We start from the raw sequence: 21,932 nt of genomic DNA, 5'->3' as shown, positions 1-21,932 counted from the left end.
AGCATATACAGAGTCTTAATTTTATGAAAACAAAATTTTCTTTATTGGCGGCAATTTTTGCTGCCTCTTGTTCAACTTCCATTTTCGCTTTAGAACAAAACCGATCTATAGAAACTATCAGCGTAATGGGCTCTCGAGCGCCCGTTGATAAATCGACACTTGCTGGCTCTGTTTCTTTTATAAACGCTGATATTATTGAGGCTTCTGGGGCTGCAACCGTTACTGATTTATTACGGTCTTTTGCTAGTATCAATATAAGTCAATCCGGTCCTACAGGTACATTAACTGAAATACGTTTTCGTGGTAGTGAGAGTAACCATATTTTAGTGTTGGTGGATGGTGTCGAGATAAACGACATTGGCCAAGGCGGCTTAGTAAACTTTGCACATTTGCTGGTATCGGACATTGAGCGCATTGAGTTACTTCGCGGACCGCAAAGTGCGCTATGGGGAAGTAGTGCCGTTTCAGGGGTCATAAGCATCACCAGCAAAAAAGCGGCGATTTCTGGACAACATAAATTATCAGCTAATGTTGGACTTGGAACACAAGCAACTCGCCAATTGAGTGTTTCTTATAAAACGCGCCGAAATGGCTTGTCATTGTCAGCTAATTTACATCACCTTAAAACTGATGGTGAAAACGTATCCCGCCAAGGTAGCGAGGAGGAAGGATATCGTAACACCTCTTTTAATACTAATGTTGCTTATCAAGCTAACCGAGAACACACATTGGTTTTTAATTTGCGACTGGTTGATTTTGTTACTGACTTTGATGCTATCGACTTCGTCAATACTGGTTTGCCTGCTGACGCCGATAACTATTCAAAAGGAAAACAACTCAGTGCTTTATTGAGATGGGACTTCACTCCATCTGCAGGCATATGGTCACAATCGTTGAGCTATCAATTAAATCGTTTTGCGAGTGATAGCTTTTCGAGTGATGTATTTTCTGGTGGCACTGTTGGTAAGACCCAACGACTTAATTGGATAAACTACATTGATTTAGGTGCCAACGATTTTATCAACGTTGGACTTGATAGTGTAATAGAAGACTTCGAGCAAAGCGGTCCTATCGTTTTTGGCGATCCAAATCAAACCCAAGACAACCAAACTATTTCAGTGCTGAGTGACGGTCAGTATGAAGTTGCTAAGAATCTTTATGCTAGTTATAGCGCGAGGGCAGATCAAAGCGATGAATTTGATGATGCCAATAGTTTTAGGTTAGGGCTAAGCTACAATTTCACCGACCAGTTAAAAGTTTTTGTAAGTCGCGGTAAAGCAGTTAAAAATCCGTCATTCACAGAGAGATTTGGTTTCTTCCCAGGCACATTTACAGGCAACTCCGGTTTACTTCCTGAATCGAGTTATGCGAATGAAATTGGTTTAATCTATAATTTATCGAGTCGCTTTAGTGCTGAACTAACTCATTTTGACACTCAATTGGAAAATGAGATCAATGGCTTTGTTTTTGACCCGGCAACGAGTGCTTTTACTGCGCAGAACATTGATGAAACGTCAACAAGAAGAGGCCTAGAGTTTTCTCTCTATGGGGATTGGAAAGACATTACTTGGTCAGCAAATTATGCCTATCTAGAGGCAAAAGCACCTACAGAGGTTGAACTTAGACGAGCCCGCCATTCAGGTTCTACTACCATTAACTATGCATTGAATAAAAAAAGCAATCTCTATTTTCAAGCAGATTATACCGGTTCAAAACAAGACCGATTCTTTCCTCCATTTCCTAATTCATCCGAAATTGTGGGATTGAGTCCGTATTGGTTAGTTAGTGCAAACTATCAGTATAAGTACAATAATAGTTTGAGCTTTGGACTTCGTGTTGACAATTTGTTGAACGAGGATTTTGAAGATGTATTTGGTTTTGTAGGCCAATCACGTAAAATTGTGGTGAATATGCGATATCAATTGAACTAAGCATGTAACTTCCTCTCTAAAACTGCTTATGTGAAGTTTTAAATGTGAATGACATCTGAACAAGGGCGAATATCATGCAGGCATTCGCCCTTATATTTTGAAAAGGTATTTTGCTTTGTGGTATTCTCCAATTAGAACCTAAGACGATTTATATTTACTATCATTAGCCCTCAATTAAAGGAATTTTTTATGAAAAAGCTGTTTTCAATACTGCTTGTTGCAATGTTGCTTCCACTTTCAGTACATGCAGCCGATGAATGGCAAGAAGGCGAGCATTACATCGTGATCAACGATAAAGCCACAGCAACACCTGAGGTAAAAGAGTTCTTTTCGTTTTGGTGTCCTGCTTGCTATAGCTTTGAGCCTTTGGTCAAAAAGATTAAAGAAGGATTAGGCGAAGATGTTAAATTCACAAAAATCCAAGTTAACTTTATGCAAAGTGCTGGGCCAGATGTACAGAACGATGCGACGAAAGCGATGATCATTGCACGCGCGATGAAAAAAGAAGATGTTTTGAACACCGCTGTTTTCAATTACATTCATGAGCAACGTTCAACAGTAACTGGCTTAAAAGACCTACGTAGTGTTTTCATTATTAATGGTGTTGAAGCTGAAGAGTTTGATAAAATGGCGAAAAGTTTTAGTGTAAAAAGCTTGGTTAACAAAAATAACCGAGAAATTGAAACTTATCGCGAATATCTAAACGGCGTACCTAACTTTATTGTAAATGGTAAATACCAAGCGAAGTTTTCAAGAGATATGACGGCCGATCAGATCGTAAATCTCATTGTATGGCTAACAAAACAATCATAACAATGAGCCTAATTTCCAAGAAAAGGACCGAAAGGTCCTTTTTTATTACTTCCAAATGCTGCATAAGCATGAATAAGGACACACCTGTTTGGGGCATCAAGAATGCACGAATAGAGATTTTTTTATCAATTCAATAATAGAGAAAAATAAAGAGAAGAGTAAAGACACACCTACTCTATGCTAAATAGGTGTGTCTTTATTAGGAATTTTTTATTAATAATTATTTGAGAGATAGTACGATTGTAGCTAATGGGTTTACCATTATTCAAAAGCATCTATAATCATTTGATCAAACAATAGAATTTATTTTAAGAGGCAACATGACTAAACCTTCAATCGCGTTCTTTGCAACCTTACTACTGAGTTTAACACTTGCCGGATGCACGGAAGCTCCGCCAGTGGATTCGAGCTCAGCACTTGTAACTGCTGAAACTAACGCGCAAGCACCATTATCGCCGCTGTTACCAATAAAATGGGTCAATGGTACTCATTACAATATTGTTGCTGATACCGCTTCTGAACAAAAAGAAGTCGTTGAGTATTTTTCTTTTTGGTGCCCTGCGTGCTATCGCTTTGAAATGATTATAAATGAAATAAAGCCACAATTGGCTAATGATGTAGCGTTTCGAAAAGTTCATGTAAATTTTATGTCGTTTACGACTCAAGAAATACAAGAACAAGCAACTAAAGCAATGCTTATAGGTAGGTCATTGGGCACGGAAGAGTTGATGAATGCGGCAATATTTGCTCATATCCATGAACAAGGACAAAAAATTGAAGGACTAAACGACCTTAAGCAACTTTTCATTTCTTATGATATAGCAGCGGTCGACTTTGAAAGTACATTAAGCAAAACGGAGTTAACTGATACATTTAAGCGGAACAATGATGATATAAGCCAATTTAAGGAACATTTACAAAGCGTCCCAAATATTATTGTTAATGGGAAGTATCAAGCCATATTTACAAGAGAAATGAACGTTCAAGATATTGTAGATTTAGTTAATTGGCTTAGCCAACAAAAATAATTGAGCATCAATTTACCCTATGCAATGAATGAGCTTACAACAAAAATTTATAACTATAATAAGGATTATCATGTTTAAAAAATCAATTACTGCATCAACGTGCACACTAGCCCTTGCTATGACGCTCGGTTGTTCAGAGGCTCCCAAAGAAGAAGTTAAGGATACTGCACCCGAAGCTAAAGTAGCTATGCAGGCTGCACCACTGAAAGATGCAGCTCCTGCAGTCGATAATGGAAAACTATTTTACGCTTTAAAAAACCAGAATGAAGAAGATAAATCACGAAACAGCGCACGCAATCCAATTCAGACACTTGATTTTTTTAAAGTCGCCCCTGGAATGACTGTTGCAGAGGCACTCCCTGGCGGTGGTTGGTATTCAAAAATTCTAGCTTATTACTTAGGCTCTGAAGGTCAACTGCACGGTATCAATTATAATGATGAAATGTGGGCTAGATTTGGTTTTTTCTCTGAAGAGGATATTCAAGAGGCAATTGAAAGAACCGCTAAATTTCCGGATATGGTAAGTGAGTTCGTCGAAAAAGCACCTCAATCAACTGGCTTTACTTTTAACACACCACCTGATGAGTTAACTGGGACTGTTGACAGAGTGTTGTTTATTAGAGCTCTTCACAACGTAAACCGATTCGAAGCTGAAGCAGGGACGATGAGTGAAGCATTGGCAACAGCAAAAATGCTGCTTAAAGATGGTGGATTGGTCGGTGTTGTTCAACATCAAGCACCTGAAACGAGTTCAGATAAATGGGCCGATGGCAGTGCAGGTTACTTAAAGAAATCAGCGGTGATTGAAATGTTTAGACTAGGGGGTTTTGAGCTTGTCAATGAATCTGACATTAACGAAAACGCGAACGATATTCCGACTGAAAAAGATACTGTTTGGAGGCTCCCACCTACTTATAACGGCGCCGCTGACAACCCAAGATTAAAAGAAAAAGTTGATGCTATTGGTGAATCGAATCGCATGACTCTTTTATTTAAAAAAGCACAGTAAGGTAACTTGAAAATATGAAAGCAAATGCATGTCATATATTGGTAAAAACCAAAGAAGAAGCTGAAAGCATTAAATCTCAGTTAGACAAAGGCGCTAGCTTTCAAGCGTTGGCTAAGAAATATAGCCATTGCCCTTCAGCAAAAAAAGGAGGGGATTTGGGAGAATTTCGCCAAGGCGACATGGTAAAAGCTTTTGAGAACGTCGTATTTAAAAAAGAAATACTGAAAGTTCATGGGCCCATAAAGACGCAATTTGGGTTTCATATTATAAAAACGTTGTACCGAAGTTAGCTTTCATTAGATTAATCTTAGAAAATCAAAAAAGGGAGCTCACCAGTGAGCTCCCTTTTTTAATACTTCTAAATACCAAGCGATTTCTTTACACTAACCAAGCGTATCTGAAACAACTCGATAACGAGGGTCTTCATTCACATTAATTTCAACGTATTCGCCTGCTTTCCTAAGCAACACTCGGCACTCAGGACTGATATGTCTGATATGCAACTTTTTGCCTTGCTCTTTATATTTATCAGCAAGGCCATCTAGTGCATCAATCCCTGAAGAATCCCAAACTCTAGACTCACGAAAATCAATAACCACATCGTCAGGGTCATTTTGCGGGTCAAAAATTTCTCTAAAATGAGTTACTGAACCGAAGAATAAAGGTCCCGCTAGATCGTAAACCTTCCAACCATCATCATCTGTATAAGTTTTCGCCATCATATGTGTCGCATGCTTCCATGCAAATACAAGGGCTGACACGATTACACCAACAACAACCGCTATGGCTAAATCAACAGCTACGGTGATACCGGTAACCAAAAACAAGACAAAAGCATCTTCTTTATTTACACCACGAACAATTCTGAAAGATGCCCATTCGAACGTAGCGATAACGACGACGAACATAACGCCTACTAGTGCTGCTAGTGGAACCATCTCAATAAGAGGCGCTGCGAATAGAATAAAGCCAAGTAAGACCAATGCTGCTGTGATACCTGATAAGCGACCTCGACCGCCTGAGTTTATATTAATCATACTCTGTCCGATCATGGCACAACCACCCATTCCACCAAAGAAACCATTGACGGTATTTGCTACACCCTGACCCACACATTCTTGGTTGCCCTGACCGCGAGTATCAGTCATTTCGTCAATAAGCGACAACGTCAATAAGGATTCAATAAGACCGACAAGCGACAAAATAACTGCTGTTGGTAAAATAATATAAAGTGTTTCAAGAGTAAAAGGTACTATTGGTATAGCGAAGGTTGGCAATTCTCCAGCCAAAGTAATCGTACCTTTTTGTGCTTCTGGCGCCATATCTCGAACGAAATCGATTACGGTTCTAGCATCTAAATCTAAGCCATGGACTAGCGCAGTGACAGCTACAATGGCAACAAGAGAGGCAGGTATGGCGGTTGTCAATTTTGGTAGCAGATAAATAATAGCCATCGTTAGTGCTACTAGGCCAAGCATTATATAGAGCAAGTTGCCCGTCATCCATTCCAGCTCACCTAACGAGTTGGTTATTTTAAACTGCCCTAACTGTGCTAAAAAGATAACAATTGCTAAGCCATTTACGAATCCGAGCATAACTGGGTAGGGCACTAAACGGATGAATTTGCCAAGTCTAAATACACCAGCCATGATTTGCAAAAAACCGGCTAGCAAAACAGCGGCGAATAAGTATTGCACGCCATGCTGAGCAACAAGGGCAACCATGACTACAGCCATTGCACCTGTTGCGCCTGAAATCATACCAGGGCGACCACCTATTGCTGATGTAATTAATCCCATCATGAACGCAGCGTATAAACCCACCATCGGTTCAACACCTGCAACAAACGCAAATGCTACGGCTTCGGGAACCAGAGCAAAAGCAACGGTGATACCAGAGAAAATGTCGTTTTTAACATTCCCTTTTGTACCATTTATCAAATTAAACATATTTACATTTCTATTGTTTCAAAACTGGCGCAAGTTTAGCAGATAATAAGCATAATTTCTTTTAACAGAATGTTAAGAAGATTTTGATCAGTAAGATTTTACTTTGAACCACCGCCTAAACAATTCGGAGACTCAGGAGAAATACTATTTTTCTTGTTCCACTCTTCTAATGTATAGGTATGCTGTGCTAACGCATGAACTGGTCCTGCTAATTCTTCAGATAACAATTGATTCAGCAAGCGTTGTCTTTGAATTAACCTTTTACCTTCGAAATCACTCGAAACAATGGTCACTTTAAAATGAGTTTCAGCGTTTGCTGGCACATTATGCATATGACTCTCATTCAACACTTCCAAATATGACAATTGAAAATTTTTGTTGAGTTTATTGATAATACCTTGCTCTACAGTCATCACGTTTCTCTGTTTAATGTTGTCGTTCGCAGTTAGCTGCATTATAAAGTGGCAGCGCCGTTATCTCAATCAAAGTTTAAACAAGCAAAGTTTAAGCAAGACACACCTATAAAACGGTTCCAGAGCCCTTAACAAAGAAGCACCTCTGGAGCCAAAACCGAGTCAACAAAATAATCCAACAATTCCGTTAAAGAAGAATTTTTCTAAAAGTAAAATTTATTCGAGGCTCAACCTGTTTCTTTGTCTTTGCAACCCCATGTTGCCAATATTTTTGAGTTTCAGCACTCATAATCAATAAAGAACCATGTTCCAACGGTAATCTAAATTTTTCACCATTTATTTTATGTTTAAAGTCAAAGTTTCTGACTTCCCCCAAAGAAACAGAAGCAATAAGGGGCTCGATACCTAATTCTGCTTCATTATCAGAATGCATTCCCATGCTATCTTGACCATGTCTATACAGATTTGCTAAAACTGAGTTAAACGACGACCCACACTGATCCTCACATTTAGCTTTTAATTTATGTAATTCATGATGCCAAGGAAGTGACGTCATAGTGACACCTGAGTACGTATAGTTCGTTCCTGCGTCACCATACCACGCCTGTAACCGAGGTATTTTTATCATTTTACCGAAAATCTTTATTTCCGCCTCACTCCAATTCAATTCACGCTGAAATAAGTGCAACAAAGAATCTGCTGTTTCATTATCGAGCCAATTCGCTAAATATTGTACCTTTGCATCAGCCAAGGGTAGACTCTGCAAATTATGATTGGAAAAAAGACATTGCTGCATAACACCTCTACATTTGGTTTAAGTTGCTCACTGTCAATAAAACGGGTAATTCAATGAATACACATTTTACTGCATTTGAGCGCAGTTTACATTTAGAACGTTACCCCGCGAAGTATCAGCATGTGAGTCTTCAAGCATGGGATGGAGCGGACGAATACATTATTGAACATGTAGAGAATTGCTCACTATTAGCGGAAACGTCGAATAAAGACACACCTCTTATTATTATTAATGATGACTTTGGGGCCCTGACGTGTTGGTTTAACCACAAACAACCGGTCTTTATTTCTGATTCATGGATTTCTCATAAAAGTGTTATGACTAACCTTATGATTAATGGATTGGAAGCGGGAAATGTTGAATTCTGCCATGCACTTACTGACCTCAATGACGTTATTGAGAACAAAGCAAAAGTAGTATTAATTAAAATCCCACGATCACTTGCTCTATTAGAACAACAGCTCATTACATTGCAGTCTGTCCTCGATGAAAATTCTACAGTTATTGCCGCAGGAAAAGTAAAAATCGTACAAAACTCTGTTTTAAAATTATTTGAAAAGTACATTGGTATAACAACAACCTCTTTGGCAAAAAAGAAAGCAAGACTCATTTTTTCAACATATACAGGTATCAATACAGAAACCTCTCCCTACCCTACGATTGTGTCTGACCCATTAATTCCATTCACCCTTAGTAACCACGCAAATGTTTTTTGTCGTGAGCACTTAGATATTGGTGCAAGAATATTGTTGAAAAATCTCCCAAATGCAATGAACAAACAGGTTATTGATTTAGGTTGCGGTAATGGTGTAATAGGTGTGTCTATTTTGGACCAAAGTAAGGATGCGCATGTCACTTTCGTTGACGAGTCTTTCATGGCTGTTGAATCTGCAAGACAAAACGTTATCAACCATATTGGTAGTGAAGACCGAGCAACTTTTATTGTTAGTAATTGTTTGGAAGAACTGTTGAAAATTGGATCGTCGAACTACGATATTGTGCTTTGTAACCCGCCATTTCATCAGCAAAATACGATTACTGATCACGTTGCATATCAAATGTTCACCGATGCAAAAAAAGTCCTTAAACAGGGTGGAGAGTTAAGAATTGTGGGTAATCGCCATTTGGATTATCCAATTAAATTAAAGAAACTTTTTGGTGGATATGAGGTCATCGATAGTAATAAAAAGTTCAGTATTTTATCAACTTACAAAGCAAGGCAATAAAATGATTAAATTGACATTTGCATGCTTCATGCTTGCGGTATTTAGTTTTGGCTTAGTGGCAAATACACAGAAACAACCTGGCGAAAATATTCAGAAAGATAATTATTATCCTTTGGTAAAGTTTGAAACTAGCATGGGTGATTTAGTGATTGAGTTAAATAGAAGAAAAGCACCCGCTACCGCAAATAATTTCTTGAGCTATGTTAAAAGAGGTGAATTTGATAACACGCTATTTCATCGTGTTATCCCAAATTATATTATACAAGGCGGTGGCTATGACCCTGAATATCGGGAAAAAAAAGCCAGTCGCTCGATTATCAACGAATCGGGAAATGGGCTGAAAAATAATATATATAGCGTTGCTATGGCTAGAGAAGACGACCCGCATTCAGCGAAGCGTCAATTCTTTTTTAACCTGAAGGATAATAACAATTTAGACCCAGGAAAAACATGGGGTTACACTGTTTTCGGCAGCGTTATCGATGGTACCGATTTACTTGATAAAATGGCACTGGTTGAGACCGAATATAAAGCCCTTATTCGTTTTCAAGATGCGCCAAAAAAAGAAGTGGTACTAATAACCGCCACTGTGCTGCCTGAGCCACAGTAATAAATTCATCATCGCGTGTATCACTTATACAGACACAGCGTAATACTTTATTCTGAAACTGAATATGTAAATTTAATTTACCTGACTATACTGAGCATACAGTTATGAAAAAGGAAAATTATGAAAGCATCAGATTTAATGGTGAAGGCGCTGGAGGCAGAAGGTGTTGAGTATATATTTGGTATACCAGGCGAAGAAAACCTCGATTTATTAGAATCCTTACGTAATTCATTTATCAAACTTATTTTAACCCGCCACGAGCAAGGAGCTGGTTTTATGGCGGCTACCTATGGTCGCTTAACTGGCAAAGTAGGCGTTTGTTTATCAACATTAGGCCCTGGCGCAACTAATTTAGTCACACCTGCCGCATACGCGCAACTTGGTGCCATGCCAATGCTAATGATAACGGGTCAGAAACCAATAAAGACTAGTAAGCAAGGACGATTCCAAGTCATTGACGTGGTCGATATGATGCGCCCTATAACTAAATATACAACCCAAGTTGTTAGTGGTGATCGCATCCCATCTGTTGTAAGAGAGGCCTTTCGGCTGGCATCAGAGGAACGTCCAGGCGCGGTTCATATTGAACTTCCTGAGGATATCGCCGAAGAATCTACCAACGCAAAATTACTCAAGCCGAGCATAGCGCGACGCCCAATTGCAGAATATAAAGCGATTAGTTTTGCGATTGATATGATTGAAAAAGCAAAATCTCCCGTTCTATTGATTGGAGCCGGAGCAAATCGTAAGCTGACAGCAAAAATGCTTCAACAGTTTGTCGACAAAACAGGGATCCCATACATCACGACCCAAATGGGCAAAGGTGTGCTCGATGAGAGCGGGGAACTGTTTATGGGTAATACGGCATTGTCATCTGGTGATTTTGTTCATCGCGTTATCGATAGAGCTGATTTAATAATCAATGTTGGGCATGACGTAGTTGAAAAGCCGCCTTTCTTTATGGAAGACAATAATCAGAAAGTCATCCATATTAACTTCGACTCAGCTGCAGTTGATCCGGTCTACTTCCCACAGTTAGAGGTCATTGGTGATATCGCCAATAGTATTTGGCAAATTAAACAAAAAATACAACCACAAGATAGCTGGACGCTAGACTTTTACAAGGAGGTTCATGATGCTTATATAGCGCATCGAACCGCTTCGGAAGATGATGATCGTTTCCCTATATTGCCTGAACGTTTTGTACGAGAGATCCGAAAAGCAATGCCCAAAGATGGGATCGTTACATTAGATAATGGCATCTATAAACTTTGGTTTGCTCGAAACTATCCGGCATATTTGCCGAATACAGTATTGCTCGATAACGCATTGGCAACCATGGGCGCTGGTCTGCCTTCAGCATTAGCTGCGAAACTAGTTTATCCTGACAAAGCGGTTATTACTGTTTGTGGCGATGGTGGCTTTATGATGAATAGCCAGGAATTGGAAACAGCTGTCAGGCTAAAACTGCATATTGTTGTGATTATATTGCGTGACGACGCTTATGGAATGATTAAGTGGAAACAGGCCAATATGCAGTTTGAAAATTTCGGATTAGATTACGGTAATCCTGATTTTGTTAAATATGTGGAATCATATGGCGGCAAGGGCTGGCGAATTGCAGCGACAGAAGAACTATTACCCACCTTACAAAATTGCCTTATCGATCCTGCCGTTCATTTAATTGATGTGCCTGTTGATTATAGTTTAAATGATGAAACATTGAACAAGACAATTCGAGAGCTTAGCGCGAAGTTATAATTCTGTAGATTTAAATTCAATAAAGAAATTAAATAAAGACACACCTATTTGATGCTCTTTGTAAACTCTACATTTGAGCTAAAACTAGACACACCTGTTTCTCAATAAGGTGTGTCTTTATAAAAGGACAATAACCATGACGAAGCTAGCAAAACAATATCCATACTTTCTTGCAAACAAAGCTATTTTTGCTAATCAACATCTTGAAATAACCAACAAATATACCGGTGAAGTAGCTTCAACTGTTGCATTGGCTGATCCAGAAACAATTGATAAAGCCATTGATGCCGCAGAGAAAAGTCAGAAAATACTGAATAAAATGCCTGCATATAAGCGGCAACAGATATTAGAACACTGTGTAACAAGGTTTAGAGAGCGATTTGATGAACTTGCTTATGCTCTATGTATCGAAGCTGGCAAACCGATTAAAGATGCGCGAGGCGAAGTCACAAGACTAATAGATACCTTCAAAATTGCCGCGGAAGAATCAGTACGAATAGAGGGAGCGGTAATGAATTTAGAAATTACCGAGAGAGCAAAAGGGTATCAAGGACAATATAAGAAAGTGCCAATTGGTCCCTGTTCTTTCATTTCTCCGTTCAATTTTCCATTGAATTTAGCGGCTCACAAAATAGCACCTGCAATAGCTGCTGGGTGTGCTTTTGTATTAAAACCCGCGAGTAGAACTCCCATCGGAGCATTAATTATCGGTGAAGTACTTGCGGAAACAAACCTACCTGAAGGTGCATTTTCAATATTACCTTGCAGCAGAGATGGCGCAGATCTTTTTACAACTGATGAGCGCTTCAAACTTTTAAGCTTCACCGGATCGCCCGGTGTTGGTTGGGCATTAAAAGCCAAGGCAGGTAAAAAGCCTGTAATATTAGAATTAGGTGGTAATGCCGGTTGTATAGTGGACCATGACACCGATATTGAGGATGCGATTGAACGCATTGTTTTTGGTGCTTATTATCAATCAGGTCAAAGTTGCATTAGTGTTCAACGCATTTTTATTCATGAAACAATTTACGAAAAATTTGAATCCGCATACACGGAAAAAGTTGCAAATTTGGTTCATGGAGACCCACTGAACGAGGATACATACATCGGTCCAATGATTTCCGAATCGGAAGCCATTCGCCTTGAGGAATGGATACAAAAAGCAGTTGCCGCTGGCGCTAAATTGCTTTGTGGTGGTTCAAGGAAGGGGCAAATGCTGCAAGCCACTCTTCTTGCGGAGGTCCCAAAGGACTGTGAAATAAATGCAGAAGAAGCCTTCGGCCCAGTTTCAACGATCACACCTTTCTCTAATTTCGATGAGGCATTAAAATTAGTCAATGACAGTCAATTTGGTTTACAAGCCGGCATTTTTACTAAGGATATTTATAAGGCCCATAAAGCATGGGATGAATTGGATGTCGGTGGTGTAGTCATTGGAGATGTACCCAGTTGGCGAGTTGACAATATGCCATACGGCGGAGTGAAAGAATCGGGACTAGGTCGTGAAGGGGTCAAGTTTGCAATAGAAGACATGACTGAAATTAGGTTAATGGTTTTAAGAACACCGCAATAATTACCTAACCGCGACGGCCTTAAAAGAACCACAAACAAGACACACGTGCTTAGGTGTGTCTTTCTTTATATCTCTTTCTTTGTATCTTTCTCTACGTTTTTTGAGAGTTTTTGTAGCTCTTTGGATACATAATTGCACCTCTTGCATCAAAGCTTTGTAGCAAGGCTCTTATCGTATACTTTAACGTTTATATTTTCAGCGATAAAACAAGCTGTATTTTCTTGATTATTTACCTCTATATCATCAACTTATTGCAACAATCTGCGGACATTTACTAAATTATTGATGGACTCTGCACCTGACTCACTTAATTTTATAAAATACAATTGTTGAATTTTGATCATTATGTATTTTGCTTTTGTATCTCATCGAAGATTGTGCGCTCAGACATACATGTTGTGGCTGCCCTAGGATATTTTGGTTTTAATCGGTCATCTAGTTTGAAAACATCAGGCCAATGCTTTGTTGTCTTAATAAATCGTTTAACCTCTTCTATTCCACCAACATCCAAACACCCTTTTAAACACGTATCGATATAACTAGCATTTACGGGAAACTCTCTGCTTGGACTTGTTCGTTCAAGCGTTTCGCAAACGTACACAGTGCAATTAGATAGTACCTCTAACATCGAACTATTTATCCCTGAGCCAAAATCTAATTGATCCAGCTTGAGCTTCGAAAATCTATAATCTTGCTCTCGCTGAAGTAACTTTTCATCGATATTAGTATAGAAAGCATGGCCATTAAAACTGCTTGCGCTATTTCGATAGGCGCCAACATAAGTCTGTTTTTCATCATTAGACTTCGTGACCCAAGCCCTCTCCCACCCATTGACAATAACAGGAAGCGGGAGTGACCTGATGTTGCTATGCGTGTCTCGGCTTTGTTTGCTCATGAGGCTGCCATAACCGACTACTAGGTGGGGTGTGTCTTTGTTTGCGCTCTTTTTAGCTTTTGCTAGTTGCTGAAACCAAACATCAATATTGCCCTCATTTTCCATTAATACTGACTTTCCTTTCTAGTATTCATCTACAGGGCTGCAAAATCAAAACTTAATACTTCACTTATATGCTTTTTACCAAGCGCTAACATTAAAAGGCGGTCAATCCCCAACGCTACGCCAGAACACATCGGCAAGCCAACGTCCAATGCATTCAAAAACTTTACATCTTGAGGCTTTACTTCCAAACCACCTTCTTTCCTTTGCTTATTATCCAAAATAAATCTCGTCTTTTGTTCATCAGCATCGTTGAGCTCTTCAAAGCCATTGGCAAGCTCAATACCTTGATAATAAAACTCAAACCGAAGGGACGACCATGGTTCAGACGGATCAATTTTAGCCAACGACGCCTGACTAGCTGGAAAGTTGGTTACGGCAATAGGTCGCTCTCTGCCGATTCGCGTTTCAATTTTTTCACAAAACAACAGTTGTAAAAGCATATTTCTATCAAATGCAGAAAGCATATCTTTAAAACCCGATGGAACTAAATCTTCATAGCCAAACTTTTTGCAAATCGATACAACTTTCAAATCAGTATCGCTTTTTACATCTAAACTTAGGTATTTCAAAAATAATTCTCTATAAGTAGTTTTATCGCATGCAGGTGTGTCTAAGACGAGTCTTAAAATCGTATCTACCTCGTTTATCAACTCATTCATTGAAAAGCTTAACCGGTACCACTCAAGCATCGTAAACTCAGGATTATGGTACCGCCCCACCTCATCATCTCTATAACATTTAGTGATTTGGTAAATACTTGGAAAACCTGCACATAACATACGTTTCATGTAATATTCAGGCGAAGTTTGCAAAAAGAGGCGTGTCTTTTTAACAGAGAGTGGGTTCGTATGTACCGTTCTCATTGCTTCTAAGTGAACATCTGTGACTGTCGACGGTGAAATTGTCGGTGTTTCAACTTCTAACACCTTTTCAGTCGCAAAATATTGTCTGATGTCGGAAAGTATTTTAGCTCTTTTGACAAGACTCTCAATTGATCCCGAGGGTTGCCATTCATTTGAGATAGTCATTAAACAATGAATGAGGTTAGCGCTTGCAGCACAACCCCATTCGCTATCTTATTTTTGTGCACGTGAGGCATATTCACCACTTCGTGTGTCAACTCTAATTATTTCGCCTTTTTGAACGAATAATGGAACACGAACAACAGCCCCAGTTGCCAGTGTCGCGGGTTTACCGCCCGTGCCAGCTGTATCACCTTTTAGACCGGGGTCAGTTTCGGTAATTGCTAACTCAACAAAGTTCGGAGGAGTCACAACGATAGGAGTTCCGTTCCACAATGTGATAGTACAGGTATCATTTTCAACTAACCACTTGATACTATCACCCAACGCTTTTTCGTCGGCGGCAATTTGCTCAAATGTTTCGTTGTTCATAAAATGCCAGAACTCACCATCGGTATAGAGATAGGAGAGTTCGGTATCCATGACATCAGCACCTTCGACTGAATCACCAGAACGAAAGGTTTTCTCTAGTACTTTGTTCGAAATAAGTTTACGAAGTTTGACACGGCTGAAGGCTTGTCCTTTACCTGGTTTTACATATTCATTCTCAAGAATGTTGCAAGGTTCGCCGTCGAGCATTATCTTTAAGCCCGCTTTGAACTCGTTTGTACTGAAATGAGCCATAGTTCCTCTAAAATTTACGTTGTGAGCATATTTGTGAAACGAATAATACCTAAAAATAGCATTGCTGTAGAGTCAAACTGGCAAAAAGAATTAGCAAATTGTTTTACGACCCTTGAGTCGTTACTAGAATTTTTAGATTTGGACCCCGGAATTGCGGTAAACAATAGTGCTGCAAGAAAGCTTTTTTCCATGAAAGTACCACGGCATTTTGCTAGTTTAATGAATAAAAATGATATAAACGATCCCTTGTTGCTTCAGGTGCTCCCTCAAAACATAGAATATAAAGACACACTTGGTTATGTTAAAGACCCTCTGCAAGAGCACGAAAACAAAATAAAAGGTCTTTTACATAAATATGAAAATAGAGTTTTACTCATAGTCAAAAGTGGATGTGCTGTAAATTGTCGATATTGTTTTAGGAGAGAATTTCCTTATGAAGAAAACTCTGTCAATAAACGCGAATTGCAGGAGGCTATCAACTACATTAAGGAAAACAACAAAATCAATGAGGTGATCTTCTCAGGCGGCGATCCATTAATGGCTAAAGACAGCCATCTAAGATGGTTGGTTGCTCAGTTAGAAGAAATACCTCATCTAGTAAGGCTTCGGATCCACACAAGACTACCTGTCGTTATCCCTTCTCGAGTGAATGATGAATTCGTTGAATGGTTTGCAGGTTGCCGCTTTCAGAAAGTATTGGTATTGCATACGAATCACGCTAATGAAGTAAGCCCTCAACTAGCGAGAGCCTGTTCAAAAATGCGTTCATCTGGAGTTACTCTTCTCAATCAGGCCGTCCTTTTAAAAGGAGTCAACGATACAGTAAATGAACAAGTTGCTTTGAGTGAAGCTCTTTTTGACATTGGCGTGATGCCATACTATTTACATTTGTTAGACAAAGTAAAAGGAGCTGCACATTTTGATGTTGACGTTAAACTTGCTAAGGAAATAATCAGAGAAGTACTAAAGCGTTTGCCAGGATATCTGGTCCCCAAACTCGTAACTGAGATTGGAGGACAACCCAGCAAAACGCCGATAGACTTAAATTTACAACCTTCATCGAGGGCTAGCTTAGGCATAAGTGTTAATTACAGAACCTAATCCAGGGTTAGATGATGATTTGGGTACGTCAGCTGACTCAATCAACTGAAGCGCTGCTTGACCTTCTTGCTCTTGAAGGCTTTTAGCCAACTTAGCAGATTTAATCTCCAACGCACCGGATACACTTGAGGCACTTGTACCTGAAATATCCATACCTTTTCCTTTTATTGCTTGTAGCTACGTAAAAAAGTGTGCAAAATTACGCACTTCAATAGTATATCGGCAATTGAGCCATTTTCTTGAGGATAATTTTAGGAGATTTTCGTGCAGCAGGTTCTAGTAAAAATAACTGAAAACATGCAAATAATATATAGGAAGGCAATTGATGCAGATTCTGCCCTTGATAAACTTCAACAATCGGGTAAAGCCAAGTTCTCAGTAATCTTCACTGAAGACAATGGTTTTACTACAAAAAGTAAGCGTTTTGGACCTTACGTAGACGAACTTGCTAGTGATGTCACGATGCTTCAAAGCAACGATGTCAATATCGAAAATGAAATTACTACGATAGTAAAAAAAATGGAATTGATGCTTTTAACACTCGCAAAATTCAAAATAACGCTCTAGATTTTCCTTGTCTGGTCTAAAAGTAGTCTAAAAGAAAATCTAAAAAAATCTAAAAGGAAAATCTAAAAGGACACACCTGTTTCTTTTCATTGTGCATCCTAGCAAACTTTAAATTGGTTACTTACCAGACCGCAGGTTGTTAGGTGTGTCTTTGTTTTAACCTGTTTATTCACATAGAAACGCAAAAACTGTACTTCAAGGCAGCTACTAATTTTGACTTAGTCCAATACCCTATAAGAACCATAAATACAGGGGTATAAAATGCCAATTGCTCGCAGCAAACAAATAATATTATCACAAACCTCTTACTACCATTGTATTAGCCGCTGTGTTCGCCGGGCTTTTTTATGTGGCTATGACAAGTTCACTGGAAAGAGTTTTGAGCACCGCAGGAATTGGTTTGAAAAGCGTTTAACCAAGCTTTCGTCAGCATTTTCTATTGATGTTTGTGCATATGCTATTATGCATAATCACAACCATCTAGTCTTACATGTAGATACCGAGCGCGCAAAACAATGGACCAACATGGAGGTTATACAACGTTGGCACTCAGTGCACCCGAACAAAACAATTACAGCTATGTATATTGACCCACAACAAAGAAAAAAACTGACACCGATACAATTATCTACTATCCACAAAATTACTAATATTTATAGAAAAAGACTCATTAGCATTAGTTATTTTATGAAAGCATTGAATCAGTATATTGCGCTGCGGGCGAATAGAGAAGATAAGTGTTCTGGACGATTTTGGGAGTCACGTTTCAAGTCTCAAGCGTTGTTGGACGAGCGTGCGATCGTCTCATGTATGATCTACGTCGATTTAAATCCAATAAGAGCAGGAATAGCCACTACCCTAGAAAATTCGCATTATACCAGTATAAAAAGACGATTAACTTGTATGAAACTTGGTAAGCAACCTACGGAACTCAAATGCCTAAAAACTCAGCTTGAAAGTGACCCTACCTTTATCAACATTGACTTAACTTGTTATACAAATCTTCTGCGTCAAACGGCAACAAGATTGAAGAACATTCGACTCGTAAATACGAAGATTAAATCTAGTCTATTGGAACAGTTTGGAATTGATGAGGAGAACTGGCTAACACTGACTGCGCATATTGAAGAAGAATTTAGTTACGTTATAGGATCTGTAATATCTATGGAAAAATACAGAAAAAAGATTCGGCAAAAGAAACTAAAAGGAATATCGACAGCGTTACGCTTGTTTCAATAAACTTCTATCAATTTGATATTCTACTCACGGGTAATTTACTCAAACGTCTTTCAATTTCGTCTAATACCTTTAAGTATTCTATACTTTCTATGTCGGAATACTTTTGTCGGAATTGTGATTTATCCATTCCCTCATCAAAACCATCAATATTTGGAAAGAAAAAGGATTCACTTGCTTCCGAGGACATAATATTCTGAATTTGCTCTGCTGTTCTGGGGTCAACAGCCAAAGTAGCAAAATTAGCGCCCGCCATATCCGCGGTTAAATCAACAAAGCTATAGCCAGACCCTCCATTCCCTCTGTCCATGAGTTCTTTAAACTCACCAACAGCAATACTAATGCCCTGCTCCGATAATAGTTTAATCGCAGCTGAGAATATAAAGTGTAAGCTTAAATCCTGTCGATTTGCTAAAACTGGCTTTTTTCGCACTGTAGGAATTGGATCGACTGCAAATGAAAGATCACCAAAAAGCGTTGAAAACCTTCTGTGCCCAACATAAATGGCCAAAGCCATTATAGCGGCTTCATTTTCTAAGGTAGCTGAGTTTGAATTTCCTAATGGATCTTGGGAACTCATCGCTTTCGCTTCTAGCATAATCTTGTGCAAATAATAACTAAGAGATGTGTCTTTGTTCTGGGTTGCTAAGTCATTCGGGAGAGGAAGGCTATCTAAAAGTCTTAGGTAGTGTGCTATTTTTATTTTCAACAATTGTCGTTCACTGCCATCACCTGAAGTCTTAATGTTTTTTAGTTCTCGAAGCAATGGATCCAGCGGATTCAGACTAACAATGACTTGATGAGGTGATATATCTGTTTTTGCTACTTGTTGAATTGCTTTAGTCGCAACTTCGCTATTTGTATAAGAATTCGCAAATGCTTCGACCCAACTTAATGCCCAATCTCCCGGTAAAGTAATTACACCGATGGAAACGCTTTCAACGTCCAGATAACTGGCTTCTTTAACTTTTATCGAGACATTTACGTACAAAGATAAAAGGTAGGCAGGAAGTTGATATGAAATCAGGATTTCAGCCTGGTCTTCAGATAATTTAATATCACTACTCACGTTCGGTAGAGCACGCTGAGTGAAGCCTAACAAACTTTCGGCTTGTGAATATGAGATATCAATTTGTTGCGGTTGGTATCGATTCCTTAGGCTTGAGCGCAGTTGCATAATTAATTCTGACACGTTCTCAGCATTTTTAACTTGTTGATATGCATTTTTTGCAACCGTTGGTGATAAATCGATTAACAAAATCACAGAAAGGCAAAATAAGCTAATTAGAGCAAGTGCTGTAATCTTGATGAATCGTTTCATTACTAATCCAATTTTTTTGGCGCAACAGTACTAATCTACTACCGCCAAATTACCTTTTGTTTCCAACCATGCTTTGCGATCAGGAGAACGTTTTTTAGATAGAAGCATGTCCATCAGCTCGAGCATTCCCTCCGAATCATGGCTAGTCAATTGCACTAGTCTGCGTGTATTTGGATCCATAGTAGTTTCTCTAAGTTGCAAAGGATTCATTTCACCGAGCCCCTTGAATCTTTGCACATTGACTTTGCCTCGTTTCTTTTCTGCTTGAATTCTATCCAAAATCCCTTGCCTTTCGCTTTCATCTAGCGCGTAATAAACTTCTTTACCCACATCGATTCTAAACAAGGGTGGCATAGCAACATACACATGCCCCTTATCAACCAACGTTCTGAAGTGCCTTACAAATAAGGCGCATAGTAATGTTGCAATATGCAATCCATCAGAGTCAGCATCAGCAAGAATGCAAATTTTACCGTAACGTAAACCTGATAAATCCTCAGAATCAGGGTCAATTCCTAATGCAACGGATATGTCATGTATTTCTTGTGACGCTAAAACTTGAGATGAGTCAACCTCCCAACTGTTTAATATTTTACCTCTCAATGGCATTATAGCTTGAAATTCTCTGTCTCGAGCTTGTTTAGCGGAACCGCCAGCAGAATCACCTTCAACCAAAAACAGCTCTGAATAATTAATATCTTGAGATGAACAGTCGGTTAATTTACCAGGCAAGGCTGGACCTTGAGTGACTTTCTTCCGCGCAACTTTTTTGCTTTGACGTAAACGTTTCTGCGCATTATTTATACACATATCAGCAAGCAGCTCTGCAACATCTGTATGTTGATTTAGCCACAAACTAAATGAATCCTTTACGACGCCAGAAACAAAAGCAGAAGCTTGACGAGAAGACAATCGCTCTTTTGTTTGCCCCGCAAATTGTGGGTCGTGCATTTTTGTTGAAAGGATATAGCTGCAGCGCTCCCAAATATCGTCAGCAGTAATTTTCACGCCTCTTGGCAACAAATTACGAAACTCACAAAATTCACGCATCGAATCTAAAAGCCCTTGCCTAAGACCATTTACATGAGTTCCGCCTTGGGCTGTCGGAATAAGATTCACGTAACTCTCTGTCATCATTTCGCCACCTTCAGGTAGCCACATTACCGCCCAGTCTGCAGCCTCTCCATTACCTGCAAATTGCCCTATAAAGGGGCTATCATTTGGTAATGTGATGTAATCTTTTACTGACTGGTAGAGATAATCTCTTAACCCGTCTTCGTAGTACCATTCCGTAGTCTCCTTGGAAATCTTATCGTCAAAGCGAATTTTTAGGCCTGGGCATAACACAGCCTTGGCGCGCAGGACGTGAAGCAATTTACTAACAGAGAACTTTGAGGAATCAAAATACTTTGGGTCAGGCCAAAAGTGAACGCTGGTGCCAGTATTACGTTTACCGCAAGTGTCAACAATTGAAAGTTCTTCAACTTTGTCCCCGTTTTCAAATGTCATCTGATAAACGTTACCGTCGCGACGAACAGTGACCAGCACTCGCGTAGATAATGCGTTTACAATAGATATACCTACACCATGCAGACCACCTGAATATTCGTAATTTTTATTAGAAAACTTGGCGCCAGAATGTAATTTGGTCATGATTAATTCAACACCAGAAATTTTTTCTTCTGGGTGAATATCAACAGGCATGCCTCGACCATCATCAGTTACTTCTAATGACTGGTCTTCGTGCAATATCACTTTTATAGAAGACGCATGACCGGCGAGCGCTTCATCAACACTGTTATCGATAACTTCTTGGCTTAAATGATTCGGACGAGTCGTATCAGTGTACATTCCAGGTCTGCGCTTAACCGGATCCAAGCCATTTAAGACTTCAATAGCATCAGAATTATATTGTGTTGACATAGTTTCTTGCTTAAGTTTTTATTTAATTT

21 protein-coding genes are annotated in these 21,932 nt (G+C 39.2%); 12 read left to right on the top strand and 9 right to left on the bottom strand.

Going from position 1 to position 21,932, the window contains the following annotated elements:
- Positions 1–23 precede the first annotated feature (23 nt).
- The 5 genes from CXF81_RS13360 to CXF81_RS13340 all read left to right on the top strand — a co-directional run bounded on the left by CXF81_RS13360 (position 24) and on the right by CXF81_RS13340 (position 5,071).
- Complete coding sequence (locus CXF81_RS13360; RefSeq protein WP_101181844.1) at positions 24–1,931, top strand: TonB-dependent siderophore receptor; 1,908 nt, start codon at positions 24–26, stop codon at positions 1,929–1,931.
- Positions 1,932–2,120: 189 nt separating this feature from the next.
- The gene (locus CXF81_RS13355) at positions 2,121–2,744 is read left to right on the top strand and encodes a thiol:disulfide interchange protein DsbA/DsbL (RefSeq protein WP_101181843.1); all 624 of its coding nucleotides are present in this window, start codon (positions 2,121–2,123) and stop codon (positions 2,742–2,744) included.
- A gap of 320 nt (positions 2,745–3,064) precedes the next feature.
- Positions 3,065–3,772 (top strand): thiol:disulfide interchange protein DsbA/DsbL, encoded by a 708-nt coding sequence (locus tag CXF81_RS13350; protein ID WP_101181842.1) that lies wholly within the window; start codon positions 3,065–3,067, stop codon positions 3,770–3,772.
- Between the two features lie 70 nt (positions 3,773–3,842).
- Positions 3,843–4,781 (top strand): class I SAM-dependent methyltransferase, encoded by a 939-nt coding sequence (locus CXF81_RS13345; RefSeq protein ID WP_101181841.1) that lies wholly within the window; start codon positions 3,843–3,845, stop codon positions 4,779–4,781.
- 14 nt (positions 4,782–4,795) lie between these two features.
- Positions 4,796–5,071 carry a peptidylprolyl isomerase gene (locus tag CXF81_RS13340; protein WP_101181840.1) on the top strand — a complete coding sequence of 92 codons (276 nt, stop codon included), beginning with the start codon at positions 4,796–4,798 and terminating at the stop codon, positions 5,069–5,071.
- Positions 5,072–5,164: 93 nt separating this feature from the next.
- Here the strand turns inward: CXF81_RS13340 and CXF81_RS13335 are convergent, their stop codons facing one another.
- The 3 genes from CXF81_RS13335 to CXF81_RS13325 all read right to left on the bottom strand — a co-directional run bounded on the left by CXF81_RS13335 (position 5,165) and on the right by CXF81_RS13325 (position 7,939).
- Positions 5,165–6,730 carry a SulP family inorganic anion transporter gene (locus tag CXF81_RS13335; RefSeq protein ID WP_101181839.1) on the bottom strand — a complete coding sequence of 522 codons (1,566 nt, stop codon included), beginning with the start codon at positions 6,728–6,730 and terminating at the stop codon, positions 5,165–5,167.
- 98 nt (positions 6,731–6,828) lie between these two features.
- Positions 6,829–7,143: a BolA family transcriptional regulator gene (locus tag CXF81_RS13330; RefSeq protein ID WP_101182037.1), complete on the bottom strand. Its 315-nt coding sequence runs from the start codon at positions 7,141–7,143 to the stop codon at positions 6,829–6,831.
- 187 nt (positions 7,144–7,330) lie between these two features.
- Complete coding sequence (locus CXF81_RS13325; RefSeq protein WP_101181838.1) at positions 7,331–7,939, bottom strand: alpha-ketoglutarate-dependent dioxygenase AlkB; 609 nt, start codon at positions 7,937–7,939, stop codon at positions 7,331–7,333.
- A 53-nt stretch (positions 7,940–7,992) separates the two neighbouring features.
- Between CXF81_RS13325 and CXF81_RS13320 the strand changes: the two genes are divergently transcribed.
- The 4 genes from CXF81_RS13320 to CXF81_RS13305 all read left to right on the top strand — a co-directional run bounded on the left by CXF81_RS13320 (position 7,993) and on the right by CXF81_RS13305 (position 13,109).
- Positions 7,993–9,165 (top strand): methyltransferase, encoded by a 1,173-nt coding sequence (locus CXF81_RS13320; RefSeq protein ID WP_101181837.1) that lies wholly within the window; start codon positions 7,993–7,995, stop codon positions 9,163–9,165.
- Position 9,166: 1 nt separating this feature from the next.
- Positions 9,167–9,775, top strand: coding sequence for a peptidylprolyl isomerase (locus CXF81_RS13315; protein ID WP_101181836.1), 609 nt, complete (start codon positions 9,167–9,169; stop codon positions 9,773–9,775).
- Positions 9,776–9,895: 120 nt separating this feature from the next.
- Positions 9,896–11,536, top strand: coding sequence for an acetolactate synthase large subunit (locus CXF81_RS13310; protein ID WP_101181835.1), 1,641 nt, complete (start codon positions 9,896–9,898; stop codon positions 11,534–11,536).
- Between the two features lie 136 nt (positions 11,537–11,672).
- Positions 11,673–13,109 carry an aldehyde dehydrogenase family protein gene (locus CXF81_RS13305; RefSeq protein ID WP_101181834.1) on the top strand — a complete coding sequence of 479 codons (1,437 nt, stop codon included), beginning with the start codon at positions 11,673–11,675 and terminating at the stop codon, positions 13,107–13,109.
- Between the two features lie 343 nt (positions 13,110–13,452).
- Here the strand turns inward: CXF81_RS13305 and CXF81_RS13300 are convergent, their stop codons facing one another.
- From CXF81_RS13300 to efp, 3 genes are read right to left on the bottom strand one after another with little or no spacing between them, the layout of a single operon-like run.
- Positions 13,453–14,109: a hypothetical protein gene (locus tag CXF81_RS13300; RefSeq protein WP_101181833.1), complete on the bottom strand. Its 657-nt coding sequence runs from the start codon at positions 14,107–14,109 to the stop codon at positions 13,453–13,455.
- A gap of 29 nt (positions 14,110–14,138) precedes the next feature.
- The gene (gene epmA / locus CXF81_RS13295) at positions 14,139–15,137 is read right to left on the bottom strand and encodes an elongation factor P--(R)-beta-lysine ligase (protein WP_101181832.1); all 999 of its coding nucleotides are present in this window, start codon (positions 15,135–15,137) and stop codon (positions 14,139–14,141) included.
- A 48-nt stretch (positions 15,138–15,185) separates the two neighbouring features.
- Positions 15,186–15,755: an elongation factor P gene (gene efp / locus CXF81_RS13290; protein ID WP_101181831.1), complete on the bottom strand. Its 570-nt coding sequence runs from the start codon at positions 15,753–15,755 to the stop codon at positions 15,186–15,188.
- A gap of 33 nt (positions 15,756–15,788) precedes the next feature.
- Between efp and epmB the strand changes: the two genes are divergently transcribed.
- The gene (gene epmB, locus CXF81_RS13285) at positions 15,789–16,856 is read left to right on the top strand and encodes an EF-P beta-lysylation protein EpmB (RefSeq protein WP_101182036.1); all 1,068 of its coding nucleotides are present in this window, start codon (positions 15,789–15,791) and stop codon (positions 16,854–16,856) included.
- On the opposite strand, the gene CXF81_RS13280 is transcribed toward epmB, so the two are convergent.
- On the bottom strand, positions 16,827–17,009 hold the full coding sequence (locus CXF81_RS13280; RefSeq protein WP_101181830.1) for a hypothetical protein: 183 nt from the start codon (positions 17,007–17,009) through the stop codon (positions 16,827–16,829). The two genes, epmB and CXF81_RS13280, sit on opposite strands and share 30 nt — an antisense overlap.
- Positions 17,010–17,120: 111 nt before the next feature.
- Between CXF81_RS13280 and CXF81_RS13275 the strand changes: the two genes are divergently transcribed.
- Positions 17,121–17,423: a hypothetical protein gene (locus CXF81_RS13275; protein ID WP_101181829.1), complete on the top strand. Its 303-nt coding sequence runs from the start codon at positions 17,121–17,123 to the stop codon at positions 17,421–17,423.
- A gap of 261 nt (positions 17,424–17,684) precedes the next feature.
- Positions 17,685–18,662, top strand: a complete 978-nt coding sequence (locus tag CXF81_RS13270) for a transposase (RefSeq protein ID WP_101181828.1) — start codon at positions 17,685–17,687, stop codon at positions 18,660–18,662.
- A gap of 7 nt (positions 18,663–18,669) precedes the next feature.
- Here the strand turns inward: CXF81_RS13270 and CXF81_RS13265 are convergent, their stop codons facing one another.
- Together CXF81_RS13265 and parE are read right to left on the bottom strand one after the other, a co-directional pair.
- A complete protein-coding gene (locus tag CXF81_RS13265; protein WP_101181827.1) occupies positions 18,670–19,980 on the bottom strand; it encodes a hypothetical protein in 1,311 nt (436 codons plus the stop codon).
- Positions 19,981–20,010: 30 nt separating this feature from the next.
- The gene (gene parE, locus CXF81_RS13260; RefSeq protein ID WP_101181826.1) at positions 20,011–21,903 is read right to left on the bottom strand and encodes a DNA topoisomerase IV subunit B; all 1,893 of its coding nucleotides are present in this window, start codon (positions 21,901–21,903) and stop codon (positions 20,011–20,013) included.
- Between the last annotated feature and the right edge of the window lie 29 nt (positions 21,904–21,932).

The sequence above is a fragment of the Glaciecola sp. 33A genome, assembly GCF_002836745.1.
Classification (GTDB): domain Bacteria; phylum Pseudomonadota; class Gammaproteobacteria; order Enterobacterales; family Alteromonadaceae; genus Glaciecola.
The sequence above is the reverse complement of the archived record's forward strand: the minus strand, read 5'-3'. Positions and strand labels throughout refer to the sequence as shown.

Coding starts and splice junctions, on each gene's coding strand:
- CXF81_RS13360 (WP_101181844.1), top strand. CDS start 24: ATGAAAACAAAATTTTCTTTATTGGCGGCAATTTTTGCTGCCTCTTGT.
- CXF81_RS13355 (WP_101181843.1), top strand. CDS start 2,121: ATGAAAAAGCTGTTTTCAATACTGCTTGTTGCAATGTTGCTTCCACTT.
- CXF81_RS13350 (WP_101181842.1), top strand. CDS start 3,065: ATGACTAAACCTTCAATCGCGTTCTTTGCAACCTTACTACTGAGTTTA.
- CXF81_RS13345 (WP_101181841.1), top strand. CDS start 3,843: ATGTTTAAAAAATCAATTACTGCATCAACGTGCACACTAGCCCTTGCT.
- CXF81_RS13340 (WP_101181840.1), top strand. CDS start 4,796: ATGAAAGCAAATGCATGTCATATATTGGTAAAAACCAAAGAAGAAGCT.
- CXF81_RS13335 (WP_101181839.1), bottom strand. CDS start 6,730: ATGTTTAATTTGATAAATGGTACAAAAGGGAATGTTAAAAACGACATT.
- CXF81_RS13330 (WP_101182037.1), bottom strand. CDS start 7,143: ATGACTGTAGAGCAAGGTATTATCAATAAACTCAACAAAAATTTTCAA.
- CXF81_RS13325 (WP_101181838.1), bottom strand. CDS start 7,939: ATGCAGCAATGTCTTTTTTCCAATCATAATTTGCAGAGTCTACCCTTG.
- CXF81_RS13320 (WP_101181837.1), top strand. CDS start 7,993: ATGAATACACATTTTACTGCATTTGAGCGCAGTTTACATTTAGAACGT.
- CXF81_RS13315 (WP_101181836.1), top strand. CDS start 9,167: ATGATTAAATTGACATTTGCATGCTTCATGCTTGCGGTATTTAGTTTT.
- CXF81_RS13310 (WP_101181835.1), top strand. CDS start 9,896: ATGAAAGCATCAGATTTAATGGTGAAGGCGCTGGAGGCAGAAGGTGTT.
- CXF81_RS13305 (WP_101181834.1), top strand. CDS start 11,673: ATGACGAAGCTAGCAAAACAATATCCATACTTTCTTGCAAACAAAGCT.
- CXF81_RS13300 (WP_101181833.1), bottom strand. CDS start 14,109: ATGGAAAATGAGGGCAATATTGATGTTTGGTTTCAGCAACTAGCAAAA.
- epmA (WP_101181832.1), bottom strand. CDS start 15,137: ATGACTATCTCAAATGAATGGCAACCCTCGGGATCAATTGAGAGTCTT.
- efp (WP_101181831.1), bottom strand. CDS start 15,755: ATGGCTCATTTCAGTACAAACGAGTTCAAAGCGGGCTTAAAGATAATG.
- CXF81_RS13280 (WP_101181830.1), bottom strand. CDS start 17,009: ATGGATATTTCAGGTACAAGTGCCTCAAGTGTATCCGGTGCGTTGGAG.
- CXF81_RS13270 (WP_101181828.1), top strand. CDS start 17,685: ATGCCAATTGCTCGCAGCAAACAAATAATATTATCACAAACCTCTTAC.
- CXF81_RS13265 (WP_101181827.1), bottom strand. CDS start 19,980: ATGAAACGATTCATCAAGATTACAGCACTTGCTCTAATTAGCTTATTT.
- parE (WP_101181826.1), bottom strand. CDS start 21,903: ATGTCAACACAATATAATTCTGATGCTATTGAAGTCTTAAATGGCTTG.